Source organism: Streptomyces sp. 135 (genome assembly GCF_020026305.1).
Taxonomy (GTDB): domain Bacteria; phylum Actinomycetota; class Actinomycetes; order Streptomycetales; family Streptomycetaceae; genus Streptomyces.
In genome coordinates this window covers 396,335-423,233 of sequence record NZ_CP075691.1, presented here as the reverse complement: position 1 = coordinate 423,233, position 26,899 = coordinate 396,335, and the positions used below count along the sequence as shown (strand labels likewise).

Sequence of the window (26,899 nt, the reverse complement as noted above, 5' to 3'; positions counted from 1 at the left end):
CGGGCAAGTCCCGCGCACCCCTGTGGCGGGCCGTCGTCGCCGTGTGTGTCGTCGCCCTCTCCCTCTACGTCGCCCTCACCCAGACCGCCCGCCTCGGGCTCGATCTGCGGGGCGGCACCCACATCGTCCTGGAGACCAAGGACTCACCCACCGTCGCGGCCGACGCCGCGTCCACCGACCGTGCCCTGGAAGTGTTGAGGCAGCGCGTCGACGCGCTCGGTGTCGCCGAACCCGGCCTCGCCCGCTCCGGTGAGAAACGGATCATCGTCGAACTTCCCGGCGTCCAGGACCCCCGCAAGGCCGCCGAAGTCATCGGCCGCACCGCCCAGCTGACGGTCCACCCGGTGACGGGGGAGAGCCCCGACCCGGGCGAGGCGAAGCCCGCGGCAGACGGCGCGCGCACCCTGGCCGACCCCGACCGGCCGGGGAACCATCTCGTCCTCGGCCCCACCGCGCTCTCCGGCACGGGCGTCAAGGACGCCGAGGCGCGCCTGGATCCGCAGTCGCTCGCGGGCTGGACCGTCTCGCTCGACTTCCACGGCAAGGCGGGGGACGCCTGGGCCCGCGTCACCGGCAAGGCGGCCTGCGCACCGCAGGGAGCGCCGGAGCGTCGCGTCGCCATCGCGCTCGACGACAAGATCATCTCGGCGCCCGACGTCAACCCGGACGTGGCGTGCGAGGTCGGCATCACCGGCGGCAAGACCCAGATCACCGGCGGCTTCAGCCAGACCGAGGCCCGCGACCTCGCCGCGCTCGTCAAGGGCGGCGCCCTGCCGGTGCCCGTCGACATCGTCGAGCAGCGGACCGTGGGCCCCACGCTGGGCGCCGACGCCATCGCCGCGAGCACCCAGGCCGCCCTCATCGGCATCGCCCTGACCGCGCTGTTCATCACCGTCGTCTACCGGCTCCTCGGCTTCCTCGCGGCCCTCGCCCTCGCCCTCTACGGACTCATCTCGTACGCCGCCCTCGTGGCGCTCGGCGCGACGCTGACCCTGCCCGGCCTCGCCGGATTCGTTCTGGCCATCGGCATGGCCGTCGACGCCAACGTCCTCATCTTCGAACGGGCGCGGGAGGAGTACCTCGGGCATCCCGGCGTCCGCTCCAGGGACCTGGCCAAACCGGTGCGCACCGGGTTCGCCAAGGCGTGGAGCGCGGTCATCGATTCGAACGTGACGACGCTGCTCGCCGCCGGACTGCTGTTCTTCTTCGCCACCGGGCCCGTCAAGGGCTTCGGCGTCACCTTGTGCATCGGCGTCCTCGCGTCCATGGTCACCGCGCTCGTCATCACGCGGGCCCTCGCCGACTTCGCCGTCGCCCGGGACTTCGTGCGCGGACGCCCCGCCCTGACCGGCATCGCCTCCACGGGCCGCGTCCGCACCTGGCTGGCCCGTCGCGACCCGGACCTGGTGCGCCACCGCCGCCGCTGGCTCGGCGCGAGCGCGCTGCTGGTCGCCGTGGCCGTCGCGGGCATCGCGCTGCGCGGCCTGGACTTCGGCGTCGAGTTCACCGGCGGCCGTCTCGTCGAGTACAGCACCAGCAGGTCCGTCGACGCCGACACGGCGCGCGCCGCGGTGTCGGACGCCGGGTTCCCGCGCGCCGTGGTGCAGGAGTCCGGGGAGGGCGACATCAGCGTACGCACGGAGCGGCTCACCGATGACGAACAGCGGCGCGTCAAGGCGGCGTTGGAGAAGCCCGGCGGCACCGTCACCGTCGAGCGCGACGAACTGATCGGCCCGAGCCTCGGCGCCGAACTGCGTCATAAGGCCCTGATCGCCCTCGGCATCGCCGTCGCCGCCCAGCTGATCTATCTGAGCGTGCGCTTCCGCTGGACGCTCGCGGCGGCGGCCGTGTCCGCCATGGTCCACGACGTGCTGCTGGTGGTGGGCCTCTTCGCCTGGCTGGGCAAGCCGATCGACAGTGTCTTCCTCGCGGCGGTGCTCACCGTGATCGGCTACTCGGTCAACGACACGGTCGTCGTCTTCGATCGCGTACGCGAGGGCCGGCGCCGTGACCCGCGGGCGGACCTGGCGGCCGTCGCCAACCGGGCGGTCGTGCAGACACTGCCGCGCACCGTGAACACGGGCATGGGCGCGCTGTTCATCCTGACCGCCCTCGCGGTGCTCGGGGGCGACTCCCTCGCGGACTTCTCCCTGGCGCTGATCGCCGGGGTGGTGGTCGGCATGGCCTCGACGGTCTTCACGGCCGTCCCGATCGCCGTCGCGCTCGAACGGCGCAGCCCCGCGGCGCCGCCATCCGGCCGAGGAGACCGTACGGCCGAAGTGCCCGACTCCTACGGCCCGTTGGAGGCGCGCAGGAGGAAGGAGCGGGGGACGGGCGCGGTCGTCTGAGACGGCGGCGGGCGGCCCGGCGGGACCTCGCCGGGCCGCCCGCGAGGCGGTGAGGGGGGGGCCGGCGAGCGGAGCTCCGGGGGACTAGCGCCCCGCCCCGCCGTCCAGAGCCGGGACGATCACCGCGAACGCCTGATCGAGCAGCGCGGCCGGGTCGTCGGCGCCGTCGCTGTCGCACCACCGCCGCAGCACGGCGTCGAAGGCGGTCAGCGCCATCCCGGCCGCCAGCCCCGGATACAGCGCCGTCGCGGGGGCGAGCCCGAGACGCTGCCCCAACTGCGCGGTCAGATCGTCGCGCCAGTGCGCCTGCCGTTCGAGGAAGCGCGCGTGCAGGGCGGGCGTGCGCAGGATCAGCCGCACGACGCGCAGCGCCCTCTCGGAGTCGGCGGCGCAGGCACGCAGGGGGATCCGAACGGCGTGCAGCAGCGCCTCGGAGGGGCGCTCGTCGGCGGGACGGTCCGCCAGCTCCGTACGCATGTCCGAGCCCATGTCGGCCAGGAACTGGACGACCACGTCTTCCTTGGACGCGAAGTACCGGAAGAACGTGCGCCGGGAGACACCGGCGGCGGCCACGATCTCGTCGATGGTGACGCCGTCGTACCCCTTCAGCGCCAGCAACTGCAGTGCCGACTCGGTCAGTTCGTCGGAGACGAGCCGGCGCTTGCGCTCGGCCATGCTCACTTCTGGACGGTGACTCACCCCGCCATCGTACACGTCATGCCTTCAATGGCACTCAGGAGCGCGTTGACACTCAGTGTCATGCGGTGCACGATGTGCCGCATGACGCAGCAACAGTGGACCATCGATCGGATTCCGGACCAGACGGGCCGGGTGTTCGTCGTCACCGGGGCCAACAGCGGTCTCGGCCTGGCGACCACGCGGGCGCTCGCGCGCCGGGGCGGGCAGGTGATCCTCGCCGTGCGCGACGAGGAGAAGGGCCGCCGGGCCGTCGCCGAGATCACCGCCGAACAACCGGACGCGCAGCTGGAGGTGCGCCGCCTGGACCTGGCCGATCTCGACTCGGTCGGCACCTTCGCCGCCCGCATGCGCGCCGAGCACCCGCGCCTTGACGTACTGGTCAACAACGCCGGGGTGATGGCGCCGCCCCGCACGCTGAGCGCACAGGGCCATGAACTCCAGTTCGCCGCCAACCACCTCGGGCACTTCGCGCTCACGGCAGCGCTGCTCGACCTGCTGAGCGCGGGCGACGATTCCCGCGTGGTGACGGTGAGTTCGGTGAACCACCGGCAAGGGCGCCTCTTCTTCGACGACCCGCACGGCGAGCGCGGCTACCGGCCCATGGCCTTCTACAACCAGTCGAAGCTCGCCAACGCCGTCTTCGGCCACGAACTCCACCTGCGCCTCACCGAGGCGAAGAGCCCCGTCCGCAGCGTGCTCGCCCACCCCGGCTACACGGCCACCAATCTCCAGCTGCACGGACCCATCGGCCTGTGGCGCGTCCTGCTCGGCCGCATCGGCAACCCGCTGTTCGCCCAACGCCCGGCCGACGGCGCCCGGCCACAGCTGTACGCGGCCACCGATCCGAGCGTGCGGAGCGGCGAGTTCATCGGCCCCGGCGGCCTCGCCGAGCTGCGGGGCGCGCCGAAGCGGGTGGCGTTGTCGGCCACGGCGGCCGATCCCGAGACGGGCCGCAGGCTGTGGGAGCTTTCCGAGCGGCTGACCGGCGTGCGGTACGAGTTCCCGACCTCGGTCTGAGCCCGCGCCGCACGGCCGCCCTTCGGGACCCGGGGCGGCGGGGGCGGCCCGTCAGATCTTGCGCCAGCGCGCGTTCACCCAGGAGAAGAGGCCGAAGGCGACGAGACCGACCGCGATGAGGGCGAGCAGCCAGGGCCCGAAGCCGGTCTCGGTGAAGGAGCGCAGGGTGTTGTCGATGCCCTTGGCCTCACCGGGCTCGTGCTGCAACGCGGCGGTGAGGGCGAACCCCCCGGCCACGGCGAACACCGTGCCCCGAGCCACTCCGCCGGCGATCCCGAGGACGTCCGTGACCTGCCGCATCCGTCGCGGCATCTCCGAGAGCCGCAGTCGCTTGTGGAACTTGCGCAGCAGCGCGCGTCCGGCGATCCACAGCCCGGCGACGAGCACACCGGCGCCCGCGGCGGCGACGATCCACTGCCCGCCGGGCCAGTCAAAGGCCTTCGCCGTCACGTCCTTGGTCTGCCGGTCGCTGGAGCCGCTGCCGCTGCCCTCGTCGCCCGTCGCGTACGCGAGGACGGAGTACGACACGAACACGTAGAAGAGGAAGCGCGCCCCGGACAGCGCCCGCTTGCCCGCCTTGTCCCCGTCGGGTCCCGCCTGCCCGAAGAGGGCCTCCGAGAGCCGCCACAGCGCCATCCCGGCCAGGGCGATGCCGAGCAGCCACAGCAGTACGTTCCCGAAGGGCCGGTCCGCGAGCTCCGCCACGGCGCCCCCGCGGTCGGCCTGCCGGCCCCCGCCGTCGGAGAAGGCGATGCGCAGGGCCAGCGCCCCGATGAGGAGGTAGATCACTCCGCGGCCGACGAAACCGGCCCGCGCCACCGCGTCGACGGTCCGTCCCTTGGCGGCTCGCCTGGCCCGCCCCTTCCCGTTCGCTGTCACCGAAGGCAGATGCATGGCTTCCAAGTGCCCCCGCGGTACCGCCTTATGCGGTTCGAGCGGTTCTTCGCCGGTCGGCGTCGGGGGGCGGGATCAGTGGTGTCCGGTGCGGGCTCCCGGCCGCCCGCCCGTGTACGGGGGGCAGGCCGGGATCGTGAACGTCCGGTCGAGGCGGGTGATGCGGAGTACGCGCCAGTTCCGCGGACTGCCGGGCACGAGCCACAGGGTGCCCTGCCCCGCGGCCACGTACTGCCGGATCCGCACCAGCAGCCGCAGGCCGCCGGCGTCGAGGAACGTCACCTTTCGCAGGTCGGCCACGACTTGGTGGCCCGCCTGGTCGAGGAGTGCCGTCACACGGGGGGTGAGTTCCTGGTCGGCCCAGGCGTCGAGCTCACCCCAGAACGCAAGGACATCTGTGCCGTTCACCACGCGGTGTTGCAGGCCGAAGGTGAAGTCGGCGGTGCCCGTTTCCCAGTCCAGCAGTGTCCTGCCTCCTTCACTCAACGTAACCGCTCGGGGGGTGGCGAGGCGTTCGGAGACCGGCGCCTGACGCCACCATCCGGGGGCACAGTCATGGGCGGCACCGAGGTCCTATGTCCATCGTTCCCGCTCAGCGGCGTTCGTACCCTTGTCTGGGCGGTAGTTTGAGCGAACCGCCGATTCGATCAAGGGCCAAGTCAGCGATTACGCAGTGTAATTACATGTCGGAGGGGCGGCGGCGCGAGGGGAGAGTGGGCGGCCGACAGGCTGTCGTGGGCCGCCAAGTCCCTGAAAACGCGGCAAAACCGCCCACTCCAAGAAGCGCGGGCAATTCGTACGGATCGTCGCCAGGCTGTCGTGCGCGGGGCGAGCAGCGGATACGGTGCTGACGTGGTGATCGATAGGGAGGGGCCGGTGCCCGGTACTGCGCTGCTCATCGCGGCGGCCCCCGTCAGCAAGAGCCGTCTCGTGGACGCGGCTTCCGTGCTGCCCGTGCTCGCCGCGGTCTCACCGGCCGCGCTCGCCGGCACGGACACCGCGAGCGTGGTGGAACTGGCGGACCCGCTGGACCCGCAGACGGTCCTCACCCGGCTGCGGGCCGCGGCCATGGCGCCCGGCCCTTTGACGATCTACCTCATCGGGCAGGTCCATCTCGACCGCCGCCAGCGCCAGTTGCACGTCGCGCTCGCCCGGACCACCTCCGCCACCATGCGCTATACGGCGTTCCCCTGGCACTGGTTCACCCAGGAGCTGCGGCTGCGCCCGACGGGCAGCACCGCGCTCATCACCGACCTGCACACCGACACCGAGAGCTGGCAGGCCCTGAACGAGCACCCGCTCGACGCGGGGCCCGGCGTCGCGCTGTACGGCCGCATCGCCCCGCCGGCCCGGCGCCGCACCCCCGCGGTGCCCGCCTACATGAAGGCGCTCGCCACCATTTTGCGCAGCGGTCACCGCCCCCCGTTGCTCCCGCTCCACCAGCAGGCCGCCCAGTCCCTCGGCGAAGACGCCCCGGACCTGCTGCTCGCGCTCGACCCCCACGCGGCGCCGCCCGCCGCCGCGACGCACCTCCCCCCGGTACCGGCCGCGAACCCGGCGGCCCCCGATCAGCACACCGACCCGCACGCGGCGATCACCGCGGCCGTCGAGGCGGGTCGGCACGGCGAGGCGGCGGCGCTCGCGGCCTCCTGGGAACAGGCCGCCCTGCGCATGCATGGTCCGAGTTCGAACGAGGTCATCCATTGGATGGAAGTCCGCGCCGACCTGGCACGGTTCGCCGGTGATCCGGCGCGCAGCTGCGAGACGTGGCTCGCGGTGGCCTCGGCCCGCCTCACGGCCGGACAGGCCCCCGACTCCCCGGAGGTCGAGGCCGCCGCCGACCGCGCCCACCACCTCTGGGACCGGGTACGCGACCCCGAGGCCGTCCGCGCCCTCGGCCCCGCCCTGATCCGCCTGCGCCGTCAGGTCCCCGGCCGCCAACGCGGCACGCTGACGCTGGCGCAGCGCCGCCTGGAGCAGTTCCACGGGCAGCGCGTCGGCTGAGGCCGTTCGGTTACCGGGCCTCGGCGGCGGCCTGCAGGTCACGCAGGGCCGTCAGCCCGCCGTGCCGAAGGCCTGCGTCCACCAAGGCCCTCCGGAGCCGTTGTGGATGCCCACTCCCAGCTCCTTGTAGTCGCAGTTGAGGATGTTGGCGCGGTGGCCGGGGCTGTTCATCCAGGAGTCCATCACCGAGGCCGGGCTCTGCTGGCCCCGCGCGATGTTCTCGCCGTACGTGCTCCAGCGGTAGCCGGCCGCCGTGATGCGGTCGCCGGGGTCCGTGCCGTCCGGGCTGGTGTGGTCGAAGTAGTTGCGTGCCGCCATGTCGGCGGAGTGCTTCGTGGCGGCCGTGGTGAGCTTGCCGTTGGAGCGGACCGGGCCGCAACCCGCCTTCGCGCGCTCGGTGTTGACCAGTGCGACGACCTGCTCGGCCGTACCGCCCGCGGGCGCCGGAGCCGGGTCGGGACGCTCCGGCTTCGGCTTGGGGGCGGACTCGGACTCCGGCTTGGTCTTGGTTTTGGTGGGCGCCGTAGACGGCTTCGGCTCTGGCTTCTTCTTCGGCTTCGTCTTGCTGGGCTTCGGCTTGGCGGACGGAGAGGCCGAACGCTTGGGGGAGGGGGACGCGCTCTTCGAGGCCGACGCCGGATCCGAGGCAGTGGCGGAGCCGGGGGCGGCGGCCGTGGCCGGGGAGGTCTCGTCCGACTCCGGGCCCGTCAGGAGATGGACCGCCGCGCCACCGGCGACCAGTGCGGCGACCGCCGCGGCCACCCCGGCGGTGCGGCGCCGGCGCCTGGCGCGTTCCTGCCGGGCCAGCGTCCGCGCCGAGACCGGTGCGCCGCCGTCCTGCGAGGCGGTGGCCGAGCCGACCACGACGAGATCGGGCCGCGTGACCCGCTGGGCGAGGGCCGCCCCCGCCGGAACGAGAGCGAGCGCCACGAGCAGCCGCTCGGCGGGCACCAGATCGGACCAGTGGCCCGCGCAGACCGTGCAGTCACGGGCGTGACGGGCCAGCCGCTTGCGCCACAGCGCGGAGGGCACGCCGTCCCAGCCCGCGGTCAGCTCCTTGAGCCCGTCGCAGAGCGGCCCGGCAGCCAGGGCACGGACGACCACCCGCGCCGTCTCCAGCTGGGCCTTCATCCGCTGCACCCGCACCGCCGCGTGCTGCGGCGACAGCTCCAGGGCCTCGGCGACCTCCGCCCGCGTCAGCTCGCCCGCGGACTCCAGCCACCACAGGGACAGCAGGGCCCGGTCGTCCTCGTCCAGCCACCGCGTCGCCTCCGCCGTCTCCTTGCGCTGCCCGGAGAGACCGAGCCGCGTGATGGTCAGATCCACGAAGTCCGCGCCCGGATCCACCACGTCGTACCCGTCCTTCAGAGCGCCACCGCCGGGTATCGCGCTCGCAGCGCGCTCCCGCCAGTGGCCGCGTATCTGGTTCATGGTGATGGCCACCAGCCAGCTGCGGAAGTTCTCCGGGTCGCGCAGGCCGTCGAGACCGCCGAGGACGCGGAGCATGGTCTCCTGCACCACGTCGTCCACGTCCGCGTGGCCGTTCAGGGCCCGCCCGACGATGTTGTAGACCAGCGGAAGGTACTCCGCCACGAGCGCGTCCTGCGCCTGCTGGTTGCCGTCCTGCGCTGCCCTGACCATCGCGACTTGGCGTTCGCTGCTCACGCTGTGACCACTTTCTGTGTGGGGACCTGTCTCCTCCGACACAAGGGAGACGCGTGGCCCGGGCCCGGATAACGGAAAACCGGCCGGCCTCACGGCTCGTCGTGGGCGGTGAGCTGCTCGGACCTGGCCACGAGCCGGGACAGTTCGACGCGAGAGCGTACCCCGAGCAGCGCGAAGACGTTGCGGAGGTGATGGTCGACGGTCCTCGGACTCACCGACAGGCGCCGCGCCACCTCGCGGTTGGTGGCGCCCTCCGCGACGCAGAGGGCGATCCGCAGCTGCTGCGGAGTCAGTCCCGACAGGCCGCCGGGCGGCTCGGCGGCGCGGGCCTCCCCGGTGGCGCGCAGCTCGGCCCGCGCCTGCTCGGCCCAGGCGCGGGCGCCGCACCGCTCGAAGGAGACCAGGGCGTCGCGCAGCCTGCCCCTGGCCTCACCGGGGCGGCGCCTGCGCCGCAGCCACTTGCCGTACAGGAGCTGGGTGCGGGCACTCTCGAAGTCGCCGCCGACCAGTTCGTGGCGGGCGAGCGCCACCCTGTAGAGCGCGTCACCGTCCTCGGGGGCGGCGAGGAGTGCGTGGCAGCGGGCCAGCTGGGCGGGGGCCTGCGGGTCGGCGCCCTGCGCCGCCCACGCGGCGAACTCCTCGACGCAGACCCGGGCCGAGTCCGCCTCCCCGGCGAGGGAGGCCGCCTCCACGAAGCAGGGCACCGCGAGCATCCGCACGGCGAAGTGACCGCGCCGCGGCCCGGGGCGCACGACCGGGGCGAGCCGCGCGGCGGCCTCGGTGCCCGGCCCCGGCCCAGGTCCACGCGGGCCAGCGCCCACTGGACCAGGGTCGCGGCCTGCGCGAGGCCGTGCCGGTCGGCGGTCCGCGCCGCCGCGGCCGCGTGACCGGCGACGGCTTCGTCCTCGCCCTCCATGGACGCCACCAGGGCGAGGATCGCGTGATGCTGGGCGGCGATGTTGCGCTGCCCGGTGCGGCGCGCCGCGCGAAGGCCGTCCTCGGCGTGGGCCCGGGCGCGCGCGTGCCGCCCGGCCCGCAGCTCGGCGTAGGCGAGGTACTCCAGCGCCTTCGGTACGTGGATCTCCGTGCCCGAAGCTCGCGCGGCGGCCAAGGCCCGGGCGTTGATCCGCGACGCCGCCGCGAGGTCACCCACGACGAGGGCCGCCACCCCGGCCCGCAGCAGCCGCGACGGCTCCTCGGCCCCCTGCCCCCGCGCCACGACCCCACGCAGCCCGCGACTCGCGGCACCGAGCCGTCCGCGCATGACGATGGACATGGCGGCGCGGTATTCCTCCGCGAGGGTCTCTTCGGTGGGGGGTTCCTGGATCGGCGGCTGTTCGGCCGAGGGCTTCTCGGGTGCCGACTCCTCCGCGAGCGGCTCCTTGGGCAGTGGCTTCCCGGGTGCCGACCCGTCTGCCAGCGGCTTCTCGGGCAGCGGCTCCTCCGCCAACAACCCTTCCGCCGGCGACTCCTCGGGCAGTCGCTTCTCCGGCGGTGACCCCTCCGTCAGCGATTCATCGGGCCGTGCCTTCTCGGCCCGATGATCCGCGCCGGCCGGTGCCGGCCTCGTGGCCTCGGTGTCCTGGGGGGTGTCCAGCGCCGCCGCATACGCCTCGGTGTCCGGGGGAGTGCCCAGCGCCGCCAGATACGCCTCGGCGTCGCCCATGTCCCATGCCGCTGCCATCGCGCCCAGGCGGGCTTCCCGGGCGCGCTGCGGATCGTGTGGGGCGAGGAGGTCCGCCGCGAGCAGGAGGGCCTCGCGGGCGTCGGTCACGGGGCCGTCGTCGAGGGCCAGCTGTCCTCGGGTCAGCTCTACCGCGCCCCGCACCCGCGCGTCCGTCGACTCGGACTGGGCAACCGCGAGCAGCTCCCGCGCCCGCGCCGGGCGGCCCGCGAGGCGGGCGTGGTGTGCGGCGGCGGCGCGGCGCAGGGCACGCCCGCAGGGGCTCCGTGAGGTCGGCGGCAGCGGAGAGCGCCGCCGCGCGCAACGCGTGGGACGGCGCGGTTCCCGGAGCGTCCGCCGCGGCGGCCAGCGCCGTCGCGAGCCGGGCGTCGCTTCCCTCGGTCGCCAGGGCGCAGTGCAACAGGCGCAGCAGCGAAGACGTACGGCTGTCGTCGAGGACCGAGGCGAGCAGCCGGTGCGCGGCGCGGCGCCGGACGGGCGCAGCACCGGCGTACAGGGAGCGGCGCAGGCCCGGTGCGTCGAAGCGGATCCGGTCGGCCGTGCGGCGCACCAGCCCGGCCGCCTCCGCGGGCAGCAGGGACGCGTCGTCGAGCCCGGCCGCCGCCCCGGCCCGCAGGACCACCTCCGCGTCGGCGCCCGCGGCGGCCGCCCCGGGCTCGTGCGCGGCAGCCGCAAGGAGCAGCAACTCGGCGGTGTCGTAGGGGAGTTCCGCGGGGTCTACGCCACCGTACGCAGGCACGGAACCGGCACACAGCCGCCGCGGCAGCGGAACCCGCCCCGCCAGCTGCTGCGGCGTCAGCGCGGCGACGAGCGCGCGGAGCGTCCCCGGATTGCCGCCGGCCGCCTGGAGGAGTTCCCCGCGTACGACGGTGTCCGCGACTCCCCGCGTGAGGTCGTCGAAGAGCGCGGCGGTCTCGGCCGGGGCGAGCGGATCGAGGTGGACGACGGGTAGCGCCGCCAGCTGCGGATCGTCCGCGCGGCACGCGGCGACGGAGAGGATGAGGCCCACGGGATGCGGCCCGCCGAGGCGACGGGCGGCGTACCCCAGGGCGGCGCGGGAAGCGGCGTCCCACAGGTGCGCGTCGTCCACGCAGACCAGCAGAGGCCGCCCGCCCGCCAGCTCGCGGACCACGGCGAGCACGGCCCCCGGCCCCTCCGGCAGCGGGCGCGGAGCCGCCCCCGTACACCAGAGGGAGTGGACCCCGCTGTACGGGATCAGGCTCTCGGCGGGGACGGCGCGCGTACTCAGGACCGTCCCCGACCGGAGTGAACGGAACGAGCGGACGGCGTGGGCGAGCAGCGTGCTCCGGCCGAGCCCCGGCGCCGCCGCCAGCACCAGGGCTCCGCCCCGCCCTTCGCGCACGCCGGTCAACAGGGCGTCGACGGCATGCAGTTGAGCGCTCCGGCCGTATATCCGGAGGGGACCCGTCACAGTCGTCAGTCCGGCCACGACCGTCACGTTACTTCCGCGTAAAACTTCTTGGAACCCTCTCAGGAGGTGTGCGGGCAGTTGCCCCGGTACTCCTCTATCGTCGTGCTCGGCCGGGGCAGCGGGCAGAGGAACTTCTCATAGCGCACGTCGTTGTCGATGAACCGCTTGAGCCACGAGACGCTGTACTTCGCGATGGTGGTGTTCGAGGTGTTCGGCGTGAAATGGCTCGCGCCGTTCAGTTCGAGATACGCCTTGTCGAGGGAGCCGGGAAGGCTCTCGTAGAAGGGCTCCGAGTGCGAGGAGACCGGGGCGACTGTGTCGCCGTCCGCGCCGACGACCAGGGTGGGGGTGCGCAGTTCGGGCCACGTCTTGTCGAGGTTCCAGCCGGTCAGCGGGATCGCCGCCTGAAGCGCCGGCCGGCTCTTGGCGGCCTCCAGCGACCCGCCGCCGCCCATCGAGTGGCCCATGACGCCGAGCCGGCTGCTGTCGATGCGGCCGCGCACGGCGCTGCGCTGCGTCAAGTAGTCCAGCGCCGCCAGGAGTTGGGCGCCTCGGCTGGCGGGCTGGTCGACCGTGGTGAGGGTGTCGATGGTGAAGACGACGAAGCCCTGCGAGGCGAGCCGCGGCCCCAGCCACGAGATGGTCGACTGGGTGGCCGTGAAGCCGGGGGAGATCGCCACCGCGCCGAAGGTACCGTCGGCGGTGCTCGTCGGGTAGTAGATCGTGCCGCCACCGAAGCCGGTGACGCCCAAGGAGGACACGCGGGTCTCGGACACGGCGTAGTGGCCGCGTGGGGCCTCGATGCTGGACACGGTCGGCTCGGGACCGCGTTCGTACGGATTCTCCGCGGCGCCCGCGCTGCCCGACTGGGCGGTGATCAGCCCGCCCACGGCCAGAAGGGCGGCGAGCGACGCCCGCAGGAGGCGCGGCCGCAGCCGTGACCTGCGCGGGGACGGAGGGCTGCCGGGGATCTCAAGACTGGACTGCTGCACGACGGTCGCATCCTTTCGACGGTGCGATGACTGGCAGCGGCCACTGTCCGGCCACATCCACCCCGGGCACATCGGCGAAATCACCGGCCTTGAACGACCGGGCGACACGTGCACTGCTCCGGACGCGGAGGTACGCGGCTGTCGGCTCTGGCGGGCCGTGGGTGGCGCGTCGCCCGACGCGTCCCCACCCACGGCCCCCCGGCCGCCGTCCCGGGGGTGACGGCGGCACCCTCAGCGGCACCGACCCCGCTGAGGCGCACAGGGAGCGGGGGCCTGGCTCCCCGGAGGGCCCGCAGTCGGCGGCGGCCGAAGAGGTTGCCCCTTGCCCCTGTGCTTCCGCCGCCGGGGCGCACGCGGATGCGGGGCGCCGAAGATTCTTCACGTACCTTCATCACGCGTCGCCTTCACGTACCTTCATCACGCGTCGCCTTCACGTACCTTCATCACGCGTCGCCTTCACGTGTCTTCTCCACGCATCGCCTTCACGCGTCTTCTCCACGCATCGTCCTTACGTATCGCCCGGAGCCGCGTCCCGCAGGAGCGAACGCAGCCGGTGCATCCCGCGCCGCGCGTGGCTCTTGACCGTGCCCAGCGGCCACCCGGTGCGCTCGGCGATCTGTGACTGCGTCAGGTCCTCATAGAACGTCAGACGCAGCACCGTCCGCTGCGCCGCCGGCAACCTCGCCAACTCCTCCGCCACAAGCACCCGGTCGAGCACGGCGTCCGCTTCTTCGCGGTGCGGCCACTCGATGCCGTACCGCGCTCCCACGCCTTCCACGAGGGCCGCCCTGCGGGACCGCGCCGCCAACGCGTCCGCGATCTTCCGCCGGGCGATGCCGGTCAACCAGGCGGTGGGGCTGCCGAGTTCGGGGCGGTACCCCCGCCGGCCGCGCCACGCCGCGAGGAACACCTGCTGGGCGACGTCCTCGGCCTCACGGCTGTCACCGAGCGCGCGCCGGGCCAGCGCCTGCACCCGAGGGCCCCACTGCCGGTACACCGCGACGAGGCACGCCTCGTCACCGCGGGCCAGTCCCGCGGCCAGCGCGTCACCGCTGCCCGGCACCTCGGCTCTGTCCGGCACCTCGGCTCTTCCCGGCACTTCGGCGAAGGCCCGCGCGGGCCTTGGCACCGCTGCACTCATGGACGCCCGTCAGCTCCTCTTCACGATCGTCAACCGCACTCCACCCGGCGGAAATCGGGCAGGCGGACCGAGGCCCCGGCCACGGCTGCGTCATACTCGGAGCGGCTCCCCGCACCCGGCAACCCGCGTCGTTTGTGCGTCGTATCGTGAGCGGATGAGCGAGCCCAGTGAACGCGGCGACCGTCCTGAGGGCACCCGGACGACCGAGGGCACCGGGACCCCCGAAGCCGGCCTCACCACAGGCGCGCTGGCGAGGCGCCTGGGAGTGTCGCCCACGACGCTGCGCACCTGGGACCGCAGGTACGGCCTCGGTCCCGCCACGCGCGAGCCCGGCCACCACCGCCGCTGGTCGGAGCGGGACATCGCGGTGGTCGAGGAGATGGGCCGCCTCACCTCGCTCGGGGTGCCGCCGGCCGATGCCGCGCGCGAGGCGCTCCGGCACGGCCCCGAATCCGCCGCCGCCCGCCTGCCGTCGCCCCGGCAGGCCCCCCGCGCCCACGAGGGATCACCGGACGCCTTCGTACGGCAGCGGCGGGGCCTGTCGCGCGCGGCCGTTCGCCTCGACGCTCCCGCTGTCCAGGACCTGCTGACGAACGCGGTGGAGCGGCACGGTCTGCTCGCCGCGTGGCAGGAGGTGATGGTGCCGACGCTGCACGCGGTGGGCCGCAAGTGGGAGGAGGCCGGTGACCGGTACGTGGAGGTGGAGCACCTGCTGTCCTGGCACGTCTCCCGTACCCTGCACCGCTGCGCCACCGCCCCGGCCGCCCCGTCCCCGGCGGCACCGCTCGTCCTGGCCTGCGTCCCCGGCGAGCAGCACTCGCTGCCGCTGGAGGCACTCAGCGCGGCGCTCGGCGAAGTGGGCGTCGCCCAGCGCATGTTCGGGGCGGCCGTGCCGGTCGAGGCGGTCTCGGCGGCGGTCCGCAGGACGGGTCCCGCGGTCGTCGTCCTGTGGTCGCAGGCCCGCTCCACCGCGAGCGTGCCGCTGGCCCGGCACATCGCCGACACCCGCTGGGGCGTGCGCGGTGCCCGCGGCAGGCCCGTCGTCATGCTCGGCGGACCGGGCTGGGCGGGTCCCGCGGTGCGCGGCGCCCTGCGGCCGACCACCCTGCGGGAGGCCCTGGCACAGATCGGCAAGGTGTGCGGGGGGCGTGTCAACACCGCGCCGCGCCAACGCGGTTGAATCGCGGAGCGCGCCCGGCACCCTTGACACGTGCGTACTGTTTCGCGACCTTTGAGCATCGCCGAGCAGTTCGCATCGGTCGACGACCGTGGAACACGCGCGTGCGCGGCGTGCTCACCTCGCGCGGGCGTGAGCAGCGGTCCGTCGAGATCCGGAGAAGCGGCAGGACGCCGACAGCGCGTCATGGGGGGAGCGGTCGCCCATGCGATCCAAGAGCGATGATCCGCACGCGGTCCCACCGGCAGGCGTGACGCCCGGCAGGCCTTGCGCGGAGACCGACGAAGGGCGGTCGAGCTGAGGTGGACATCACCATCCACGGACTCTACGGGCTGAGCGACCCGCTCCGCGCGGCCTGGCACCGGGCGATGGACGAGTCGCCCGAGTACGCCAACCCGTTCCTGGCACCGGAGTTCGCCGAAGGCGTCGGCCGGTTCCGCGGCGGCGCCCGGGTGGCCGTGTTACGGGAGGGCGGTGAGCCCGTCGGCTTCTTCCCGTACGAGCGGAACTCCTTCGGCGTCGGCCGGGCGATCGGCCTCGGCCTCTCCGACTGCCAGGCGCTCGTACACCGCCCCGGAGTCGTGTGGGACACCGAGGAACTGCTGAAGGCCTGCCGGCTCGCCGTCTTCGAGTTCGATCACCTCGTCGAGGAGCAGAAGCCGTTCGGCGGGCACGTCACCGGCACGTTCGCCTCGCCGGTGCTCGACCTGAGGGCCGGTGAGGGCGACTACGCGCAGTGGCTGCGCGACGCCTACCCGCGGCTGGCCAGGGCGACGCTGAAGAAGGAACGCCGACTCGTCCGCGACCTCGGCGAGTTGCGGTTCGTCTACGACGAGCGCGACCCGCGCGTGCTGCGCACCCTCATGCGCTGGAAGTCCGCCCAGTACCGCAGGACGGGCCGCATGGACCGCTTCGCGCGGCCGTGGATCGTCGGTCTCGTGGACCATCTCTTCGAGCTCCGCGAGGAACACCTCACCGGCGTGCTCTCCGTGATGTACGCCGGCGACCGGCCGGTGGCCGCACACTTCGGGCCGGCCTCGCGCACGGTGTTCGCCGCGTGGTTCACCGCGTACGACCCCCAGTTCCGCTACTACTCGCCCGGGCTGCTGATGCATCTGCGGATGGCGGAGGCGGCGGGGCGGCACGGCGTACGGATCATGGACCTGGGGCGGGGCGAGAAGGAGTACAAGGACCGGCTCAAGACGCGGGAACTGCGGGTGGGTGAAGGCTTCGCGACGCGCCCCCATCCGGTGGCAGCCGCGCACCGGATGTGGCGCAGGCCGGTGCGCGGCCTGCGGAACACCGTCCTGGCCCATCCCGGACTGCGCGAGCCCGCCGACCGGCTCCTGAAGACGCTCGGCACGCTGCGCACGTCGAGCCGGGAGAAGCCCGTCGGCCCGGCACCCCGGCTCCGCTGACCACAGCCTCGCCCCGACCCGCAGCAGCGGAAGAGAAAGGGTGCCGATGCCCTACGGATCACGGCTCACCGCGGAGATGACACGACGGCTCGGACGCGAGTGCCTGTACGTCCCTTCGGCCCGGCTGGCCCTCTATCTGGCGCTGCGCCGCTGGTGCAGGCCGGGCGCACGCGTCCTGATGTCACCGGTCAACGACGACGTGATCCTTTTCGTGGTCCTCGCGGCCGGACTGCGCCCGGTCCAGGCCCCCGTCTCCGTCTGGGACGGCAACATCGACCCGGCCGCGGTCCCGGAGTCGACCTGGCGGAACGTGGACGCCGTACTGACCACCAACCTGTACGGAGTGCCGGACCGCGTCGTCGAACTGCGCCGCCGCTGCGAACAGTTGGGCATACCCCTCTTCGAGGACGTGGCGCACGCGATCGGCACGCGCGTAGCAGGACAGCCGATCGGCACCTTCGGGAAGGCGGCGGCGTTCAGCCTGTCCAAGCACGTGGCGGGCATGGCCGGCGGCTTCCTCGCCGTCGAGGACACCGTGACGCGACGGGAGTTGGAGCGGCTGCGCGACGAACTGCTCGTGCCCGGCCGCCTCCGCGGCGACATCGCCACCACGCTCCGCCCCCTGGCGCGTTCGGCCGTACGCGGCCTGCGCCTGGTGCGCCCGGTATGGCGGACGATGCGGCGCCTGGGGCTGCTCGAACGCGACACGTTCCGCATGGAGCTGCACCCGCGGCGGCTCGCGGACTGCGCACGCCGCGCGCCGAGCCTGTCGGCGTACGAGCCATGGGTGCGCGTCGACCTCCACGGCTTCCGCGAGCGCCACGGGGCCCTGGTGCGCGGGCAGTTGAAGCTGCGCATGGACCGGCTCGACGGCGCCCTCGCCCGGCGCTCCGTGGGGGTATCCCTGCTGGCAAGCACCGCCTGGGCGGGCCGGGCGCTGCGCGAGCGCACGGCGGAGGACGGCCCGCCCCCTCTCTTCCGTGTGCCGCTCCTGGTCCAGGACCGCGACGCGCTCCTCGACCGTCTCGTGGACCACGGCATGGTCTGCGGGTACGTCTACGACCCTCCGCTCGACGACTACGCGGGCGCGGAGTTCGTCGAACCGTCCCCCGACCCGTCGGCCGCCCGCTGGTTCGCCTCGCACACCCTCCCGGTCGACCCGCTGCTCGCCCACAAGGTCGTCCGCGCCCTGACGAAGGAACGCGTGAGGCCCGCGAGCCCGGAGGCGCGGCACCTCCGAAATCCCCGACGCGATAGGGACGTTCCGCAGGCGCCCCCCGCACCGTGTTGCTAGCGTCACGCCATGTCCAAGATCGAGATAGACGCGCTGACCGCCGAGTTCTTCGGCGCCTTCGACAACCGGGGCGGCAAGTCCGCCGACGTGGCCCGGATCCGCCGCCTGCTCATTCCGGGCGGCGTGATCGTCGTGGCCGGTCCCGAACTCAAGGTCTACACCGTGGAGGAGTTCATCGAGCCCCGCGAACGGCTGCTGAACGACGGCCGCCTCGTCGAGTTCTCCGAGTGGGAGACCTCCGAACAGACCTTGATCGCGGGGGATGTCGCGGCGCGGTTCGGCGAGTACCGCAAGGCGGGCGTCCTGGACGGCGAGGCATTCGAGGGCGCGGGCACCAAGAGCATCCAGTTCGTCCGGGACGCCGGTGGCTGGCGGATCGCGGCGTTCACCTGGTGCGACCAGCCCTGACGCGGGAGGGGCACGCTTCCCCCGCCCCCTTACCGGCGGGTAGGGTCGCCGGTCGAGGAACGGAGTCACCCATGCCCCGCACGTTCACCGTCTCCCGCAGCATCCTGGTCCAGGCGCCGCCCCAGGCGGTGTACGAGGAGATCAGCCGACCCGCGCGGATGGGGAGGTGGAGCCCCGAGAATCTGGGCGCCACCCTCCGCGGCGCGGACCGAGCCGCCCACGTGGGCATGGTCTTCGACGGACACAACAAGCGCGGCGCGGTCCGCTGGACGACGCGCTGCACGGTGACCGCGGCCGAGCCCGGAAACCGCTTCGCGTTCCGTGTCCACGCGATCGGACTCAAGCGCCCGCGCCTGCGCGCACCCATCGCCACCTGGGAGTACCGCTTCGAGGAGGCGGGCTCCGGGATCGCGGGCGGTGTCACGAGGGTGACCGAGACATGGACGGACGACCGGCGCTCCTGGCCGGACTCCGTGGCCGGCGCGTTCGACTGGATCGCCACCCGTGGGCACACGTTCGCCGACTTCCAGGTCGGGAACATCGACAGGACGCTGCGCAACCTCAAGCGGGACCTGGAGGACCGGCGCGGCGCCTGACTGCCGGTCGGCGTGTCGTCATCGTCTGGGGCTTGGCGGGTGCGTGGCAGTCGGCTGCCCGGGGAGGTGTCGGAGGCCAAGGTCTGGACATCGCCGGGGCGGGCATCGGGCGCCGGTCGGCGTGCCTTCATCGTCACGCGCCCGCCGCCGGTGAGGTGTCGGAGGTCGGGGCCTGAGCATTGCCGGGGTGGCCGTCGGGTGCCGGTCGGCGTGTCGTCATCGTCAGGGGCTCGGCGGATGCGCGTCAGTCGGCCGACGGCGGGGTGCCGGAGGTCAAGGTCCGAACACCGCCGGGGCGGCCCGCCGGGCGCCCACCGGCACGCCCCCACTACGGGAAGCGCGTCACCGCAGCCGCCGGGCCCTGTGGTGCCGGACCGTCAGGCGTGCGTCGACGGCCACGGTGCGGGGCGCCGCCGCGGCTCTCGCCTCGGTGACGGCCTGCCGCGTGAGATCGCGCAGCACCGCCTCCGGGCGGCTGCCTGCGGCCAGGACCAGCGTGATGCGTGCGCGCAGCCGGCGGGGGCGGCCCAGCAGAACCACGCGCGCATGGACCACGCCGTCGACGGCCTCCGCCCGCTCGGCCATCGCCGCCGCCAGCGCCGGACCGGACAAGGTCACGCCCCGCAGCCCGAGCGGCAGTTCCCGCAGGCGCCCCACGCGGACCTGAGCCCAGCCCCACCACAGGAACAGCAGTACGCCGACGGAGAGCGCGGCGATCACCACGGCGGGCCACCAGCCCTGGTCCCGCCAGCGGCCGAGGGCCTCCCCGTCGAGCCATGTCCTGCCTCCGGGGAGGCGGGGCAGGCTCGCGGGCAGCCGGTCCCGGACGACGCCGGTCGCGGAGGCCAGCGTGGCGCCCGCGGCCAGCAGTGCCACCGCCACCCCGAACAAGGCGGCGCGGTTGGTGCCGTTACGGAGCCGGCTCATGGCAGGGTGCTCCTCCGCGTCGAAGCGTCGGCCGCGGGCGCCACGTCCGCCTCCGGTGGCGCGGGAGCATGCCAGGCGGGCTCGGCGCGCACCCGGACCCGCAGCCGCGGGGGCCTCGCCAGACCGCAGGCGGCCAAGGCCTCCTCCGCGGTCTCGGCCACCGCACGGCGCGCGGACTCCAGGGGGCCGAACGCAAGCCCGGCCCGCACCCGCGCCCCACGGCGCCCGACACGGACCCGCACCCGGGTGATGCCGGGCAGCTCCGCCACGGCGTCCCGCAGCAGCACCGCCACGGCACGCCGGTCGAGCACCGCCCGGACCTCCGGGGACGCTCCCGCCATGGGCAGCTCGCGCCGCCGCCCCGGCGTGAGGGCCAGGACCAGCAGCCATACGCCGAGGAGGAACACGGCGGCCGCCAGGGCCACGCCGGGCCATGCGCCGCCGTCCGGGCCGTGGGTGGCCAGCCACTCCATCAGCCGGTCCCGCCACCGGGCGGGAGGCCGCCCGGCCGCGTGGACGGACACCACGTCGTACAGGAACAGACCGCAGACCCCCGCGCAGGCGAACGCCAACGCTCCGGCGAGGGCCCGACGTTGGGACCACGGTCGACGCGCCCGGCCCACGGCCGCAGACTCCCTGGCCCGCTTCGGCGACGCGGCCACCGCCCCGGACGGTCCGTGGGCCCCGTCCGCCGTCCCTTCAGCCTCTCCCGATTGCTCTTTCTCTCCCTCGCCCCGTACCTCTTCGCGCACGCGCAGTTCGCGGATCCGGACCCGGGCCGAGGGCACGGCGAGACCGGTGAGGCGGGCCGTGCGGTCGGCGACGTGCGACCGTACGCGTTCACCCGCCTCGTCGAGCACGGCGGGGTAGGGCAGCGTCACGGCGACCCCCACCCTGGCCCGGCGGCCACGCACCACGGCCGACCCTCGGCTCACCTGTACCTCGCCCGGCGCCAACGCCTCCGTGGCGGCCCGTTCCGCGATGCGGCGCACCGCGCGCTCGGCCACGGTCGTCGCGCCGCGCTCGGCCGGGGGCGTGGTGCGAGGCTCCACCGGACGCGTGCTCATCGCCGCTCCCGGTCACGGCCGCCGAGGAAGTCGCGTATGTCCGTGCCGTTGTCCACGAGACGCCCGAGGACGAAGCCGACCGCGCCGAGCGCGGCCACCAGAAGGAACGCGCCGAAGCCGCCGAACCACCCGGCGAACCCCAGGGCCATCCCGGCGATCATGCCTGCCAGAGCTGTGCTCGCCACCCGCTACTCCACCCGCGTCTCGCCGGCGGAGTCCGCGGTCTCGTCGTCGGGCAGCCGTACGTCGTTGACCGCGACGTTGACCTCGACGACTTCCAGACCGGTGATCCGCTCCACGGCGCCGATGACGTTCTCGCGCACATCATGGGCGACGTCGGTGATCGGCACGCCGTACTCGACGACGATGTCCAGATCGATCGCCGTCTGCCGCTCGCCGACCTCGACCTTCACGCCGCGCCCGACGTTGGGCCGCCCGCCCGGCACCCGGTCCCGCACCGCGCCGATGGTCCGCGAGAGGCCGCCGCCCATGTCGAAGACGCCGGGGATCTCCCGCGCCGCCATCCCGGCGATCTTCACGACCACGACATCGGCGATGGATGTCTTCCCCCGGGTCGCGGCCGGCTCGCCCGCACCGGTGCCGCCCGTCACCGTGGTGGTCCCCGCCACCGCGGCGGTGCCCGCGCTCTTCTGGGCTGTCCCGGTGGGACCGCTGTCGGTGCCACCGGACGTCGTGGCCGCGTTCGAATGAATGTCCTGAGTCGCCATATCGGCATCTCCTCGTCATCGGAGTCCTGTGACCGGCCGTCAGCCGCCTGTCGGTCGGCATGTCGGTCGGCTGAGCCTTCGGTACCCCGGCCGGGTGCCCGGCTCCGTGCTTGTCTGACACGGACGGCGGGAATTCGTTACGCGCCTCGGAAGAACTTCTCCTTCCGGGAGGTACCGTGCCTTCGCCGCGTAACGCGGGCGGCCTTCCGTGTGTCGTACGAGCACGACCTGGACGAGAGGAGCCGCGTGTGCCCGGGGACCGGGGCAGAGCGCCCGAGGACGGAGCGGAGGAGTCCGCACGGCGCGAGGACGGATTGCTGGCGGTACGGGCCGGGGAAGGTGACGAAGAGGCCTTCGAGGAGTTGGTGCGACGCCACGCGCCCGGCCTGCTGCGGCTGGCGACGCGGCTGCTGGGGAGTCGGACGGAGGCCGAGGACGCCGTGCAGGAGTCGTTCGTGAGCGCATGGCGCAAGCTGCCCGAGTTCCGGCGGGACGCCCGGTTCAGTACGTGGATACACCGCATCGTCACCAACCGGTGCCTGAACGTGCTGCGCGCCCGCCGCCCCGCCGTGGGCCTGGAAGGCGTACCCGAGCCGCAGGCCCCGGAGCACGAGGCATCGCCCGCCAGGGTGGCCGAGGGGCACGCGGCCGTGGCGGACCTGAGCAGGGCGATGGCGGGACTGTCACCGGAACAGCGGGTGTGCTGGGTGCTGCGCGAACTCAACGGCCTTTCCTACGAATCCATCGCCGAGTCGGTCGGGATCAGCCCGGAGGCGGTGCGCGGCCGCGTCTTCAGGGCGCGGCGCTATCTCACGGAGGCGATGGCCGCATGGCGGTGAACGAGGGGACCGGGCCGGGCGAGGAGCGCGGGACGGCCACCGGGGAGAATCCGGCGGACGGCTTCGCGGAGCGTGAACCGCTGCCCTGCGGACGGGAGTTGTGGAGCGTCTGGGAGCACTGGGAGAGCGGCGAACCCGATCCCCACGCCGCCGCGTGCCCGCACTGCACCGAGGCGCTGGACACCCTGCGCCGCCTGGAGGACGTCGTCTCCGCCGCGCGCGCGTCGGAGCCGCGGGAGCGGGAGGAGGCCGACGCCTCCGCGCTCGTCGGCCGCGTCATGGAGGTGGTCCGGCTCGAACTGCGGCCGGGCCGGACGCTGCCGCTCGGCGAGGAGGACGAGGACGCCTGGATCGTGGAGGCGGCCGCCGCCCGAACCGTCCGCGCGGCGGCCGAGACCCTGACCGGGGTGCGGGCGGGCAGTTGCCGCATCGAGGTCCGGCCCGAGGACGACGCGCCCCCCGCCCCGGCGGGACGCCTACGGCGGGGCCCGGTCAGGATCCGCCTCGAAGTGCAGGTCGCCCTCACATGGAATCTCCAGGAGGTCGCCGAGCGCGTCCGCCGCAGGGTGCTGGAGGCGGCCGACGCCGAGCTGGGCATGCCGGTCGCGACGGTCGACGTGACGATCGGCGACCTCATCGATGAGGGGACCGAGCACGACGACGACGTGGAAGGACGGCGACCGTGACGGAGCAACACGCATCCGGTGAGCTGACGGACACCGTCGCGAGGGCGGTCCTCGACACGGCCGGAGTCGCCTTCCTGCGGCCCGGCCTGGCCCAACTCCTGCGCGCTTCGGGCCCCCTGAGCCGCGTACGCGCGGGGAGTCCGGGCGTCGGAAGGTCGTCGCATTCCTCGGGCGTACGTGTGAGACGGCTCGGCGGTACCGGGGGGTGGCACATCGAGGTGCACGTCGTCCTGCACCGGGGCCACCGCGCTGTCGACGTGACCCGGTCGGTGCGCGCCGCGGTCACCGAGGCCCTGCGCGGGGGGGCGGACGCCCCTCTTCGGGTCTCCGTGACCGTGACCGGGTTGGTGTGAGGCCCTGTGGCGTGTTGCCGTTCGGTGACATGGATGACAGAGCTGTGACGTGCGCGAGGGCAACGGCCCAGGGGCGGCGCGGGTCGTATGGGGCGTGGGGTCGAAGGGCGGACGGATCCGCCCGGAGCAGGCCGACCGAACCATGTGGGGGAGAACGATGATGAGGACGAGCGTACGCAAGAACAAGGGTCTGTTCGCCGCGGCAGCCGTGGTGGCCGTGGCGGGTGTCGCCGCCGGGGCGGTGCCCGCTTCCGCCGCCGGCGGGCCCCGCTTCCTGGAGCCTTCCGAGCTGCCGCCGCACGCGTCGTCGCCCTGGTATGCCGGGCCGGTGACTTCGGGGCAGCCCGACCCGCTGCCGATGTGCGTCGGCGAGGGGCTGCCGTCGACCTCCGTGCACCGCACGTACCGCACGGACCTCGACACCGGTGCGCTCCAGGTGACCGTGGTCGAGCGCAGCGAGCAGCGGGCCAAGGACTTCGCGGCCCTGCTGCGCAAGAAGCTCGACGGGTGCGCGAAGACGGTGATGCAGCAGAACCCCGAGATCACCGCGGCGCAGAAGTACTACGGCAAGGTGAACGTCGAGGAGGGAGCACACGTCTACGGCGTCCACACGGTCGCCTCCTGGGGAGCCACCGACATCAACATGTTCTCGGTGGGGCGTGACGGCAACACGGTGACGCTCGTGACGTGGGGACAGATGGGCACCTTCGCGGACGCCCAGGCCGGCGACTTCAAGACCACCACCGCCACGGCCGTCAACAAGCTGTACTGACCCTCGACGAGCCGCACTCACCCTCGGCCTCGGCTCCCGGCATGCATGCCGGGGCCGCTTCCGGCGAGGGTGGGGCGGCGGCTTCGAGGCGGTAGCCGCCGCCGTCCCTGACGACGTGGCCCGCCGTCGGCGGCGGGAAGTGGCCGCCGAGCAGCAGGGTTCCGGTGTCGGCGAGGCCCGCGAGGAGCTCCCGGCGGCTGCGGACGGCCCGGTCCGGGTCCGTGTCCACGCAGCTGGTGATGTCGGGGTGGCGCATCTGCACCGGATGGTGCACGCAGTCGCCGGTGACGACGGCGTCCCGATCGCCGCCTTCGAGCCGCACGGCGACATGGCCCGGCGTGTGGCCGGGGGTGGACAGCAGCCGGACGCCGTCGGCCACTTCGGTCCCGGGGCCCCTCACGTCGACGAGGTCGAGCAGCCCGGCGTCCCGGATCGGGTGGACCGAGTCCCGGAACATCTGCCGGCGCGGCTCCTCCAGGTCACCGTTCGCCCAGTGGTCCCATTCGGCGCGGGACGCCAGATAGCGGGCGCGGGGGAAGGTGGGCACCCAACGCCCGTCCTGCCGACGGGTGTTCCAGCCGACGTGGTCGGTGTGCAGATGGGTCAGGACGACCAGGTCGACGCTCTCCGGCGCGAAGCCCGCCGCCGTGAGCCGGTGGAGGTAGTCGGTGTCCAGGTCGTGCCAGGCGGGGTTGGCCCGGGTCTTGCCGTTGCCGATGCCCGTGTCGATCAGTACGCGCAGTCCGTTCGCCTCGACGGCGAACGTGTGACTGGCAAGCCGCAGGACGCCGTCGGCCCCGGCGAAGTGCGGCCGGAGCCACGGGGTGCCGTCCACGACGTCGGGAGTGGCGGTGGGCAGCAGCCAGGGGCCCGTCTGCGGGGGGAGCGCCACTTCGTCGATGCGGTGCACGAGCAGATCGCCCACGGCCCAGCTCGGCGCGGGACTGTCGGCGGACTGCGGGGAGGCGATGTTCTCGGCCATCTCGGAGGCCCTTTCAGATTCGAGGGGAGGTTAAAAGCAATCTCTTTGCGTTAGGTGACGGTATGCCGTACGGTCCACTAACGCAAACGTTGAGCTTTTAAGGCTTCTCCGCCCCGGAAGGAACACCGTTGACCATGCCGACGACCCCAGATCTCCTCCCGCACGAGGTGGCCCGCTGGGCACAGCGGGCCGGACTGCCCCTCGAACCAGGACGGCTCGACCTGGTGACGGCCACCGCCAACCACATCCAGGGCGTCATCGCCGTACTGCGTGAACTCGATCCGGGCGAGGTCGCACCCGCTCCGGCGTACCCGGCGCGGCGCGGCGTGGAGGAGGGGCGGGACGATGCGGCCGTATGAGTTGACCCTCGCCGAAGCGGCGAAGGCGATCGCGGCGCGCGAACTGTCGCCCGTGGAGCTGACCGACTCGGTGCTGCGACGCGTCGAGTCCGTGGAAGGGCGCCTGAACGCCTACGTGACGGTCCTTGCCGAGGCCGCGCGCCGGGCGGCCGTGCGAGCCGAACGGGACATCGCGGCGGGGCGCCAACTCGGTCCGCTGCACGGCATCCCGATGGGCCTCAAGGACCTCATCGACGTCGCCGGCCTGCCCACCAAGGCCGGCTCCCGCGTCCGGGAGTCGGCCCCCGTGGCCGACCGCGACAGCACGGTCGCGAGCCGGTTGCGCGCCGCCGGAGCGGTCCTGCTCGGCAAGACCCACACCCACGAGTTCGCCTACGGACTCACCACGCCCCGGACCCGCAACGCCTGGGCCCACGACCGGGTGGCCGGCGGCTCCAGCGGCGGCTCGGCGGTGGCGGTCGCGGCGGGGGAGGCCACCTTCGCCCTGGGCACGGACACCGGCGGGTCCATCCGGGTCCCCGCGGCGCTCAACGGCGTGGTGGGACTCAAACCCACGTACGGACTCGTCCCCGTCCGCGGTGTCACGCCCCTGTCCTGGTCCCTCGACCACGTGGGGCCGATCACCCGCACCGTCGAGGACGCCGGACTCGCACTCGAAGCGCTCCTCGGCGGCGGGGGCGACACCGCGAGCCCCGCCGGCGGGAGCCTCGCCGGGCTGCGCGTCGGCGTCCCCCGGAACCACTACTTCGACCGGGTGCACCCCGAGGTGGAGGAAGCCGTCCGCGCCGCCATCGACGTCCTCGGCGCGCTCGGCGCCGAACTCGTCGGCGTCGCCATCCCGATGAGCGAGTACCTCCAGGCCACCCAGTGGGGGCTCATGGTCCCCGAGGCCACGGCCTACCACCAGCGGACCCTTCGTACGTCCCCCGAGCTGTACTCCGACGACGTCCGCACCCTGCTCGAAGCGGGCGGGCTCGTCCCGGCGGGCGATTATCTGCGCGCCCGGCGGTCCCGCACGCTCATGCGCGACGCCTGGACGCGGCTCTTCGAGACCGTCGACGTCGTCGCCGCGCCGACGGTGCCCGCCACCGCCGCCCACCGCGACCAGCGGACCATCCCGTGGCCGGACGGATCCGAGGAGAGCGTGTCCGACGCCTACGTACGGCTGTCGGCCCCGGCGAACATCACGGGCCTGCCCGCCCTCACCCTGCCCGTCGGCGCCGACAGCGCGGGACTGCCCATCGGCATGCAGCTCATCGGCAGGCCCTTCGCCGAGGCCACGGTGGTGCGGACCGGCCGCGCGTACGAGGCGGCTCACGCGCCGGGGCCGGGAGAGCGGGGGAGGGGACTGCCGCCGCACGCCGCCGCAGCGCACTCGGCGGCGCCGACTGGGGCAATGTCTTTGCGTTAAGGTGAA

At 73.6% G+C, this 26,899-nt stretch carries 25 protein-coding genes and 1 pseudogene; 14 read left to right on the top strand and 12 right to left on the bottom strand.

Translation table 11 applies throughout. The features are described 5' to 3' along the window. The first annotated feature begins 20 nt into the window (after window positions 1-20). Entirely contained in the window at window positions 21-2,348 is a 2,328-nt protein-coding gene (gene secD, locus KKZ08_RS01925) for a protein translocase subunit SecD (protein WP_223778875.1), read from the top strand. A gap of 84 nt (window positions 2,349-2,432) precedes the next feature. Here secD and KKZ08_RS01920 read toward each other — a convergent pair whose 3' ends face one another. Beyond that, entirely contained in the window at window positions 2,433-3,023 is a 591-nt protein-coding gene (locus tag KKZ08_RS01920) for a TetR family transcriptional regulator (protein ID WP_223772750.1), read from the bottom strand. A gap of 105 nt (window positions 3,024-3,128) precedes the next feature. Here KKZ08_RS01920 and KKZ08_RS01915 point away from each other — a divergent pair, with 105 nt between their 5' ends. After that, on the top strand, window positions 3,129-4,064 hold the full coding sequence (locus KKZ08_RS01915) for an oxidoreductase (RefSeq protein ID WP_223772749.1): 936 nt from the start codon (window positions 3,129-3,131) through the stop codon (window positions 4,062-4,064). A 51-nt stretch (window positions 4,065-4,115) separates the two neighbouring features. On the opposite strand, the gene KKZ08_RS01910 is transcribed toward KKZ08_RS01915, so the two are convergent. Both KKZ08_RS01910 and KKZ08_RS01905 read right to left on the bottom strand, forming a co-directional pair. Beyond that, window positions 4,116-4,958 (bottom strand): DUF1206 domain-containing protein, encoded by an 843-nt coding sequence (locus tag KKZ08_RS01910; RefSeq protein WP_223772748.1) that lies wholly within the window; start codon window positions 4,956-4,958, stop codon window positions 4,116-4,118. A 75-nt stretch (window positions 4,959-5,033) separates the two neighbouring features. Continuing rightward, window positions 5,034-5,444: an STAS domain-containing protein gene (locus KKZ08_RS01905; protein ID WP_223772747.1), complete on the bottom strand. Its 411-nt coding sequence runs from the start codon at window positions 5,442-5,444 to the stop codon at window positions 5,034-5,036. A gap of 390 nt (window positions 5,445-5,834) precedes the next feature. Between KKZ08_RS01905 and KKZ08_RS01900 the strand changes: the two genes are divergently transcribed. Further along, on the top strand, window positions 5,835-6,962 hold the full coding sequence (locus KKZ08_RS01900) for a hypothetical protein (protein ID WP_223772746.1): 1,128 nt from the start codon (window positions 5,835-5,837) through the stop codon (window positions 6,960-6,962). A gap of 51 nt (window positions 6,963-7,013) precedes the next feature. Here the strand turns inward: KKZ08_RS01900 and KKZ08_RS01895 are convergent, their stop codons facing one another. The 4 genes and pseudogenes from KKZ08_RS01895 to KKZ08_RS01870 all read right to left on the bottom strand — a co-directional run bounded on the left by KKZ08_RS01895 (window position 7,014) and on the right by KKZ08_RS01870 (window position 13,876). Further along, window positions 7,014-8,627, bottom strand: a complete 1,614-nt coding sequence (locus tag KKZ08_RS01895) for a sigma-70 family RNA polymerase sigma factor (RefSeq protein ID WP_223772745.1) — start codon at window positions 8,625-8,627, stop codon at window positions 7,014-7,016. Window positions 8,628-8,716: 89 nt separating this feature from the next. Then, window positions 8,717-11,761: pseudogene (locus KKZ08_RS38910) on the bottom strand (LuxR C-terminal-related transcriptional regulator). 41 nt (window positions 11,762-11,802) lie between these two features. After that, window positions 11,803-12,678 (bottom strand): alpha/beta hydrolase, encoded by an 876-nt coding sequence (locus KKZ08_RS01875; protein WP_223778874.1) that lies wholly within the window; start codon window positions 12,676-12,678, stop codon window positions 11,803-11,805. A 565-nt stretch (window positions 12,679-13,243) separates the two neighbouring features. Further along, entirely contained in the window at window positions 13,244-13,876 is a 633-nt protein-coding gene (locus KKZ08_RS01870; RefSeq protein WP_223772743.1) for a sigma-70 family RNA polymerase sigma factor, read from the bottom strand. Between the two features lie 154 nt (window positions 13,877-14,030). On the opposite strand from KKZ08_RS01870, the gene KKZ08_RS01865 reads away from it, so the two are divergent. The 5 genes from KKZ08_RS01865 (at window position 14,031) to KKZ08_RS01845 (ending at window position 18,769) form a co-directional block, all read left to right on the top strand. After that, window positions 14,031-15,056, top strand: a complete 1,026-nt coding sequence (locus tag KKZ08_RS01865; RefSeq protein WP_223772742.1) for a cobalamin B12-binding domain-containing protein — start codon at window positions 14,031-14,033, stop codon at window positions 15,054-15,056. A 299-nt stretch (window positions 15,057-15,355) separates the two neighbouring features. Continuing rightward, on the top strand, window positions 15,356-16,471 hold the full coding sequence (locus KKZ08_RS01860; protein WP_223772741.1) for a GNAT family N-acetyltransferase: 1,116 nt from the start codon (window positions 15,356-15,358) through the stop codon (window positions 16,469-16,471). Window positions 16,472-16,517: 46 nt separating this feature from the next. Then, on the top strand, window positions 16,518-17,765 hold the full coding sequence (locus tag KKZ08_RS01855; RefSeq protein ID WP_223772740.1) for a DegT/DnrJ/EryC1/StrS family aminotransferase: 1,248 nt from the start codon (window positions 16,518-16,520) through the stop codon (window positions 17,763-17,765). A 9-nt stretch (window positions 17,766-17,774) separates the two neighbouring features. Continuing rightward, window positions 17,775-18,173, top strand: coding sequence for a DUF4440 domain-containing protein (locus KKZ08_RS01850; RefSeq protein ID WP_223772739.1), 399 nt, complete (start codon window positions 17,775-17,777; stop codon window positions 18,171-18,173). Window positions 18,174-18,244: 71 nt separating this feature from the next. After that, window positions 18,245-18,769, top strand: a complete 525-nt coding sequence (locus KKZ08_RS01845; RefSeq protein ID WP_223772738.1) for an SRPBCC family protein — start codon at window positions 18,245-18,247, stop codon at window positions 18,767-18,769. Window positions 18,770-19,111: 342 nt separating this feature from the next. Here KKZ08_RS01845 and KKZ08_RS01840 read toward each other — a convergent pair whose 3' ends face one another. From KKZ08_RS01840 to KKZ08_RS01825, 4 genes are read right to left on the bottom strand one after another with little or no spacing between them, the layout of a single operon-like run. Then, a complete protein-coding gene (locus tag KKZ08_RS01840; protein WP_223772737.1) occupies window positions 19,112-19,696 on the bottom strand; it encodes a hypothetical protein in 585 nt (194 codons plus the stop codon). Next, window positions 19,693-20,763, bottom strand: a complete 1,071-nt coding sequence (locus KKZ08_RS01835) for a DUF6286 domain-containing protein (protein ID WP_223772736.1) — start codon at window positions 20,761-20,763, stop codon at window positions 19,693-19,695. The genes KKZ08_RS01840 and KKZ08_RS01835 overlap by 4 nt, the downstream gene beginning before the upstream one ends. Then, window positions 20,760-20,948: a hypothetical protein gene (locus KKZ08_RS01830; RefSeq protein WP_223779368.1), complete on the bottom strand. Its 189-nt coding sequence runs from the start codon at window positions 20,946-20,948 to the stop codon at window positions 20,760-20,762. The genes KKZ08_RS01835 and KKZ08_RS01830 overlap by 4 nt, the downstream gene beginning before the upstream one ends. A 3-nt stretch (window positions 20,949-20,951) precedes the next feature. Continuing rightward, on the bottom strand, window positions 20,952-21,491 hold the full coding sequence (locus KKZ08_RS01825) for an Asp23/Gls24 family envelope stress response protein (RefSeq protein ID WP_223772735.1): 540 nt from the start codon (window positions 21,489-21,491) through the stop codon (window positions 20,952-20,954). Window positions 21,492-21,739: 248 nt separating this feature from the next. Between KKZ08_RS01825 and KKZ08_RS01820 the strand changes: the two genes are divergently transcribed. The 4 genes from KKZ08_RS01820 to KKZ08_RS01805 all read left to right on the top strand — a co-directional run bounded on the left by KKZ08_RS01820 (window position 21,740) and on the right by KKZ08_RS01805 (window position 24,141). Beyond that, window positions 21,740-22,330, top strand: coding sequence for an RNA polymerase sigma factor (locus tag KKZ08_RS01820; protein WP_223772734.1), 591 nt, complete (start codon window positions 21,740-21,742; stop codon window positions 22,328-22,330). Continuing rightward, complete coding sequence (locus KKZ08_RS01815; RefSeq protein ID WP_223772733.1) at window positions 22,321-23,016, top strand: Asp23/Gls24 family envelope stress response protein; 696 nt, start codon at window positions 22,321-22,323, stop codon at window positions 23,014-23,016. Before KKZ08_RS01820 ends, KKZ08_RS01815 begins: the two co-directional genes overlap by 10 nt. Continuing rightward, window positions 23,013-23,369: an Asp23/Gls24 family envelope stress response protein gene (locus KKZ08_RS01810; RefSeq protein ID WP_223772732.1), complete on the top strand. Its 357-nt coding sequence runs from the start codon at window positions 23,013-23,015 to the stop codon at window positions 23,367-23,369. The genes KKZ08_RS01815 and KKZ08_RS01810 overlap by 4 nt, the downstream gene beginning before the upstream one ends. A 157-nt stretch (window positions 23,370-23,526) precedes the next feature. Further along, window positions 23,527-24,141, top strand: a complete 615-nt coding sequence (locus KKZ08_RS01805) for a hypothetical protein (RefSeq protein ID WP_223772731.1) — start codon at window positions 23,527-23,529, stop codon at window positions 24,139-24,141. Here KKZ08_RS01805 and KKZ08_RS01800 read toward each other — a convergent pair. Continuing rightward, window positions 24,125-25,123 (bottom strand): MBL fold metallo-hydrolase, encoded by a 999-nt coding sequence (locus KKZ08_RS01800; protein WP_223772730.1) that lies wholly within the window; start codon window positions 25,121-25,123, stop codon window positions 24,125-24,127. The genes KKZ08_RS01805 and KKZ08_RS01800 overlap by 17 nt on opposite strands. 134 nt (window positions 25,124-25,257) lie before the next feature. Here KKZ08_RS01800 and KKZ08_RS01795 point away from each other — a divergent pair, with 134 nt between their 5' ends. Both KKZ08_RS01795 and KKZ08_RS01790 read left to right on the top strand, forming a co-directional pair. Then, the gene (locus tag KKZ08_RS01795; protein WP_223772729.1) at window positions 25,258-25,482 is read left to right on the top strand and encodes a hypothetical protein; all 225 of its coding nucleotides are present in this window, start codon (window positions 25,258-25,260) and stop codon (window positions 25,480-25,482) included. Beyond that, window positions 25,469-26,893 carry an amidase gene (locus KKZ08_RS01790; RefSeq protein WP_223772728.1) on the top strand — a complete coding sequence of 475 codons (1,425 nt, stop codon included), beginning with the start codon at window positions 25,469-25,471 and terminating at the stop codon, window positions 26,891-26,893. Before KKZ08_RS01795 ends, KKZ08_RS01790 begins: the two co-directional genes overlap by 14 nt. Window positions 26,894-26,899: the final 6 nt, after the last annotated feature.

Coding starts and splice junctions, on each gene's coding strand:
- KKZ08_RS01920 (WP_223772750.1), bottom strand. CDS start 3,023: ATGGCCGAGCGCAAGCGCCGGCTCGTCTCCGACGAACTGACCGAGTCG.
- KKZ08_RS01915 (WP_223772749.1), top strand. CDS start 3,129: ATGACGCAGCAACAGTGGACCATCGATCGGATTCCGGACCAGACGGGC.
- KKZ08_RS01910 (WP_223772748.1), bottom strand. CDS start 4,958: ATGCATCTGCCTTCGGTGACAGCGAACGGGAAGGGGCGGGCCAGGCGA.
- KKZ08_RS01870 (WP_223772743.1), bottom strand. CDS start 13,876: ATGAGTGCAGCGGTGCCAAGGCCCGCGCGGGCCTTCGCCGAAGTGCCG.
- KKZ08_RS01865 (WP_223772742.1), top strand. CDS start 14,031: ATGAGCGAGCCCAGTGAACGCGGCGACCGTCCTGAGGGCACCCGGACG.
- KKZ08_RS01855 (WP_223772740.1), top strand. CDS start 16,518: ATGCCCTACGGATCACGGCTCACCGCGGAGATGACACGACGGCTCGGA.
- KKZ08_RS01850 (WP_223772739.1), top strand. CDS start 17,775: ATGTCCAAGATCGAGATAGACGCGCTGACCGCCGAGTTCTTCGGCGCC.
- KKZ08_RS01845 (WP_223772738.1), top strand. CDS start 18,245: ATGCCCCGCACGTTCACCGTCTCCCGCAGCATCCTGGTCCAGGCGCCG.
- KKZ08_RS01840 (WP_223772737.1), bottom strand. CDS start 19,696: ATGAGCCGGCTCCGTAACGGCACCAACCGCGCCGCCTTGTTCGGGGTG.
- KKZ08_RS01835 (WP_223772736.1), bottom strand. CDS start 20,763: ATGAGCACGCGTCCGGTGGAGCCTCGCACCACGCCCCCGGCCGAGCGC.
- KKZ08_RS01825 (WP_223772735.1), bottom strand. CDS start 21,491: ATGGCGACTCAGGACATTCATTCGAACGCGGCCACGACGTCCGGTGGC.
- KKZ08_RS01815 (WP_223772733.1), top strand. CDS start 22,321: ATGGCGGTGAACGAGGGGACCGGGCCGGGCGAGGAGCGCGGGACGGCC.
- KKZ08_RS01805 (WP_223772731.1), top strand. CDS start 23,527: ATGATGAGGACGAGCGTACGCAAGAACAAGGGTCTGTTCGCCGCGGCA.
- KKZ08_RS01800 (WP_223772730.1), bottom strand. CDS start 25,123: ATGGCCGAGAACATCGCCTCCCCGCAGTCCGCCGACAGTCCCGCGCCG.
- KKZ08_RS01795 (WP_223772729.1), top strand. CDS start 25,258: ATGCCGACGACCCCAGATCTCCTCCCGCACGAGGTGGCCCGCTGGGCA.
- KKZ08_RS01790 (WP_223772728.1), top strand. CDS start 25,469: ATGCGGCCGTATGAGTTGACCCTCGCCGAAGCGGCGAAGGCGATCGCG.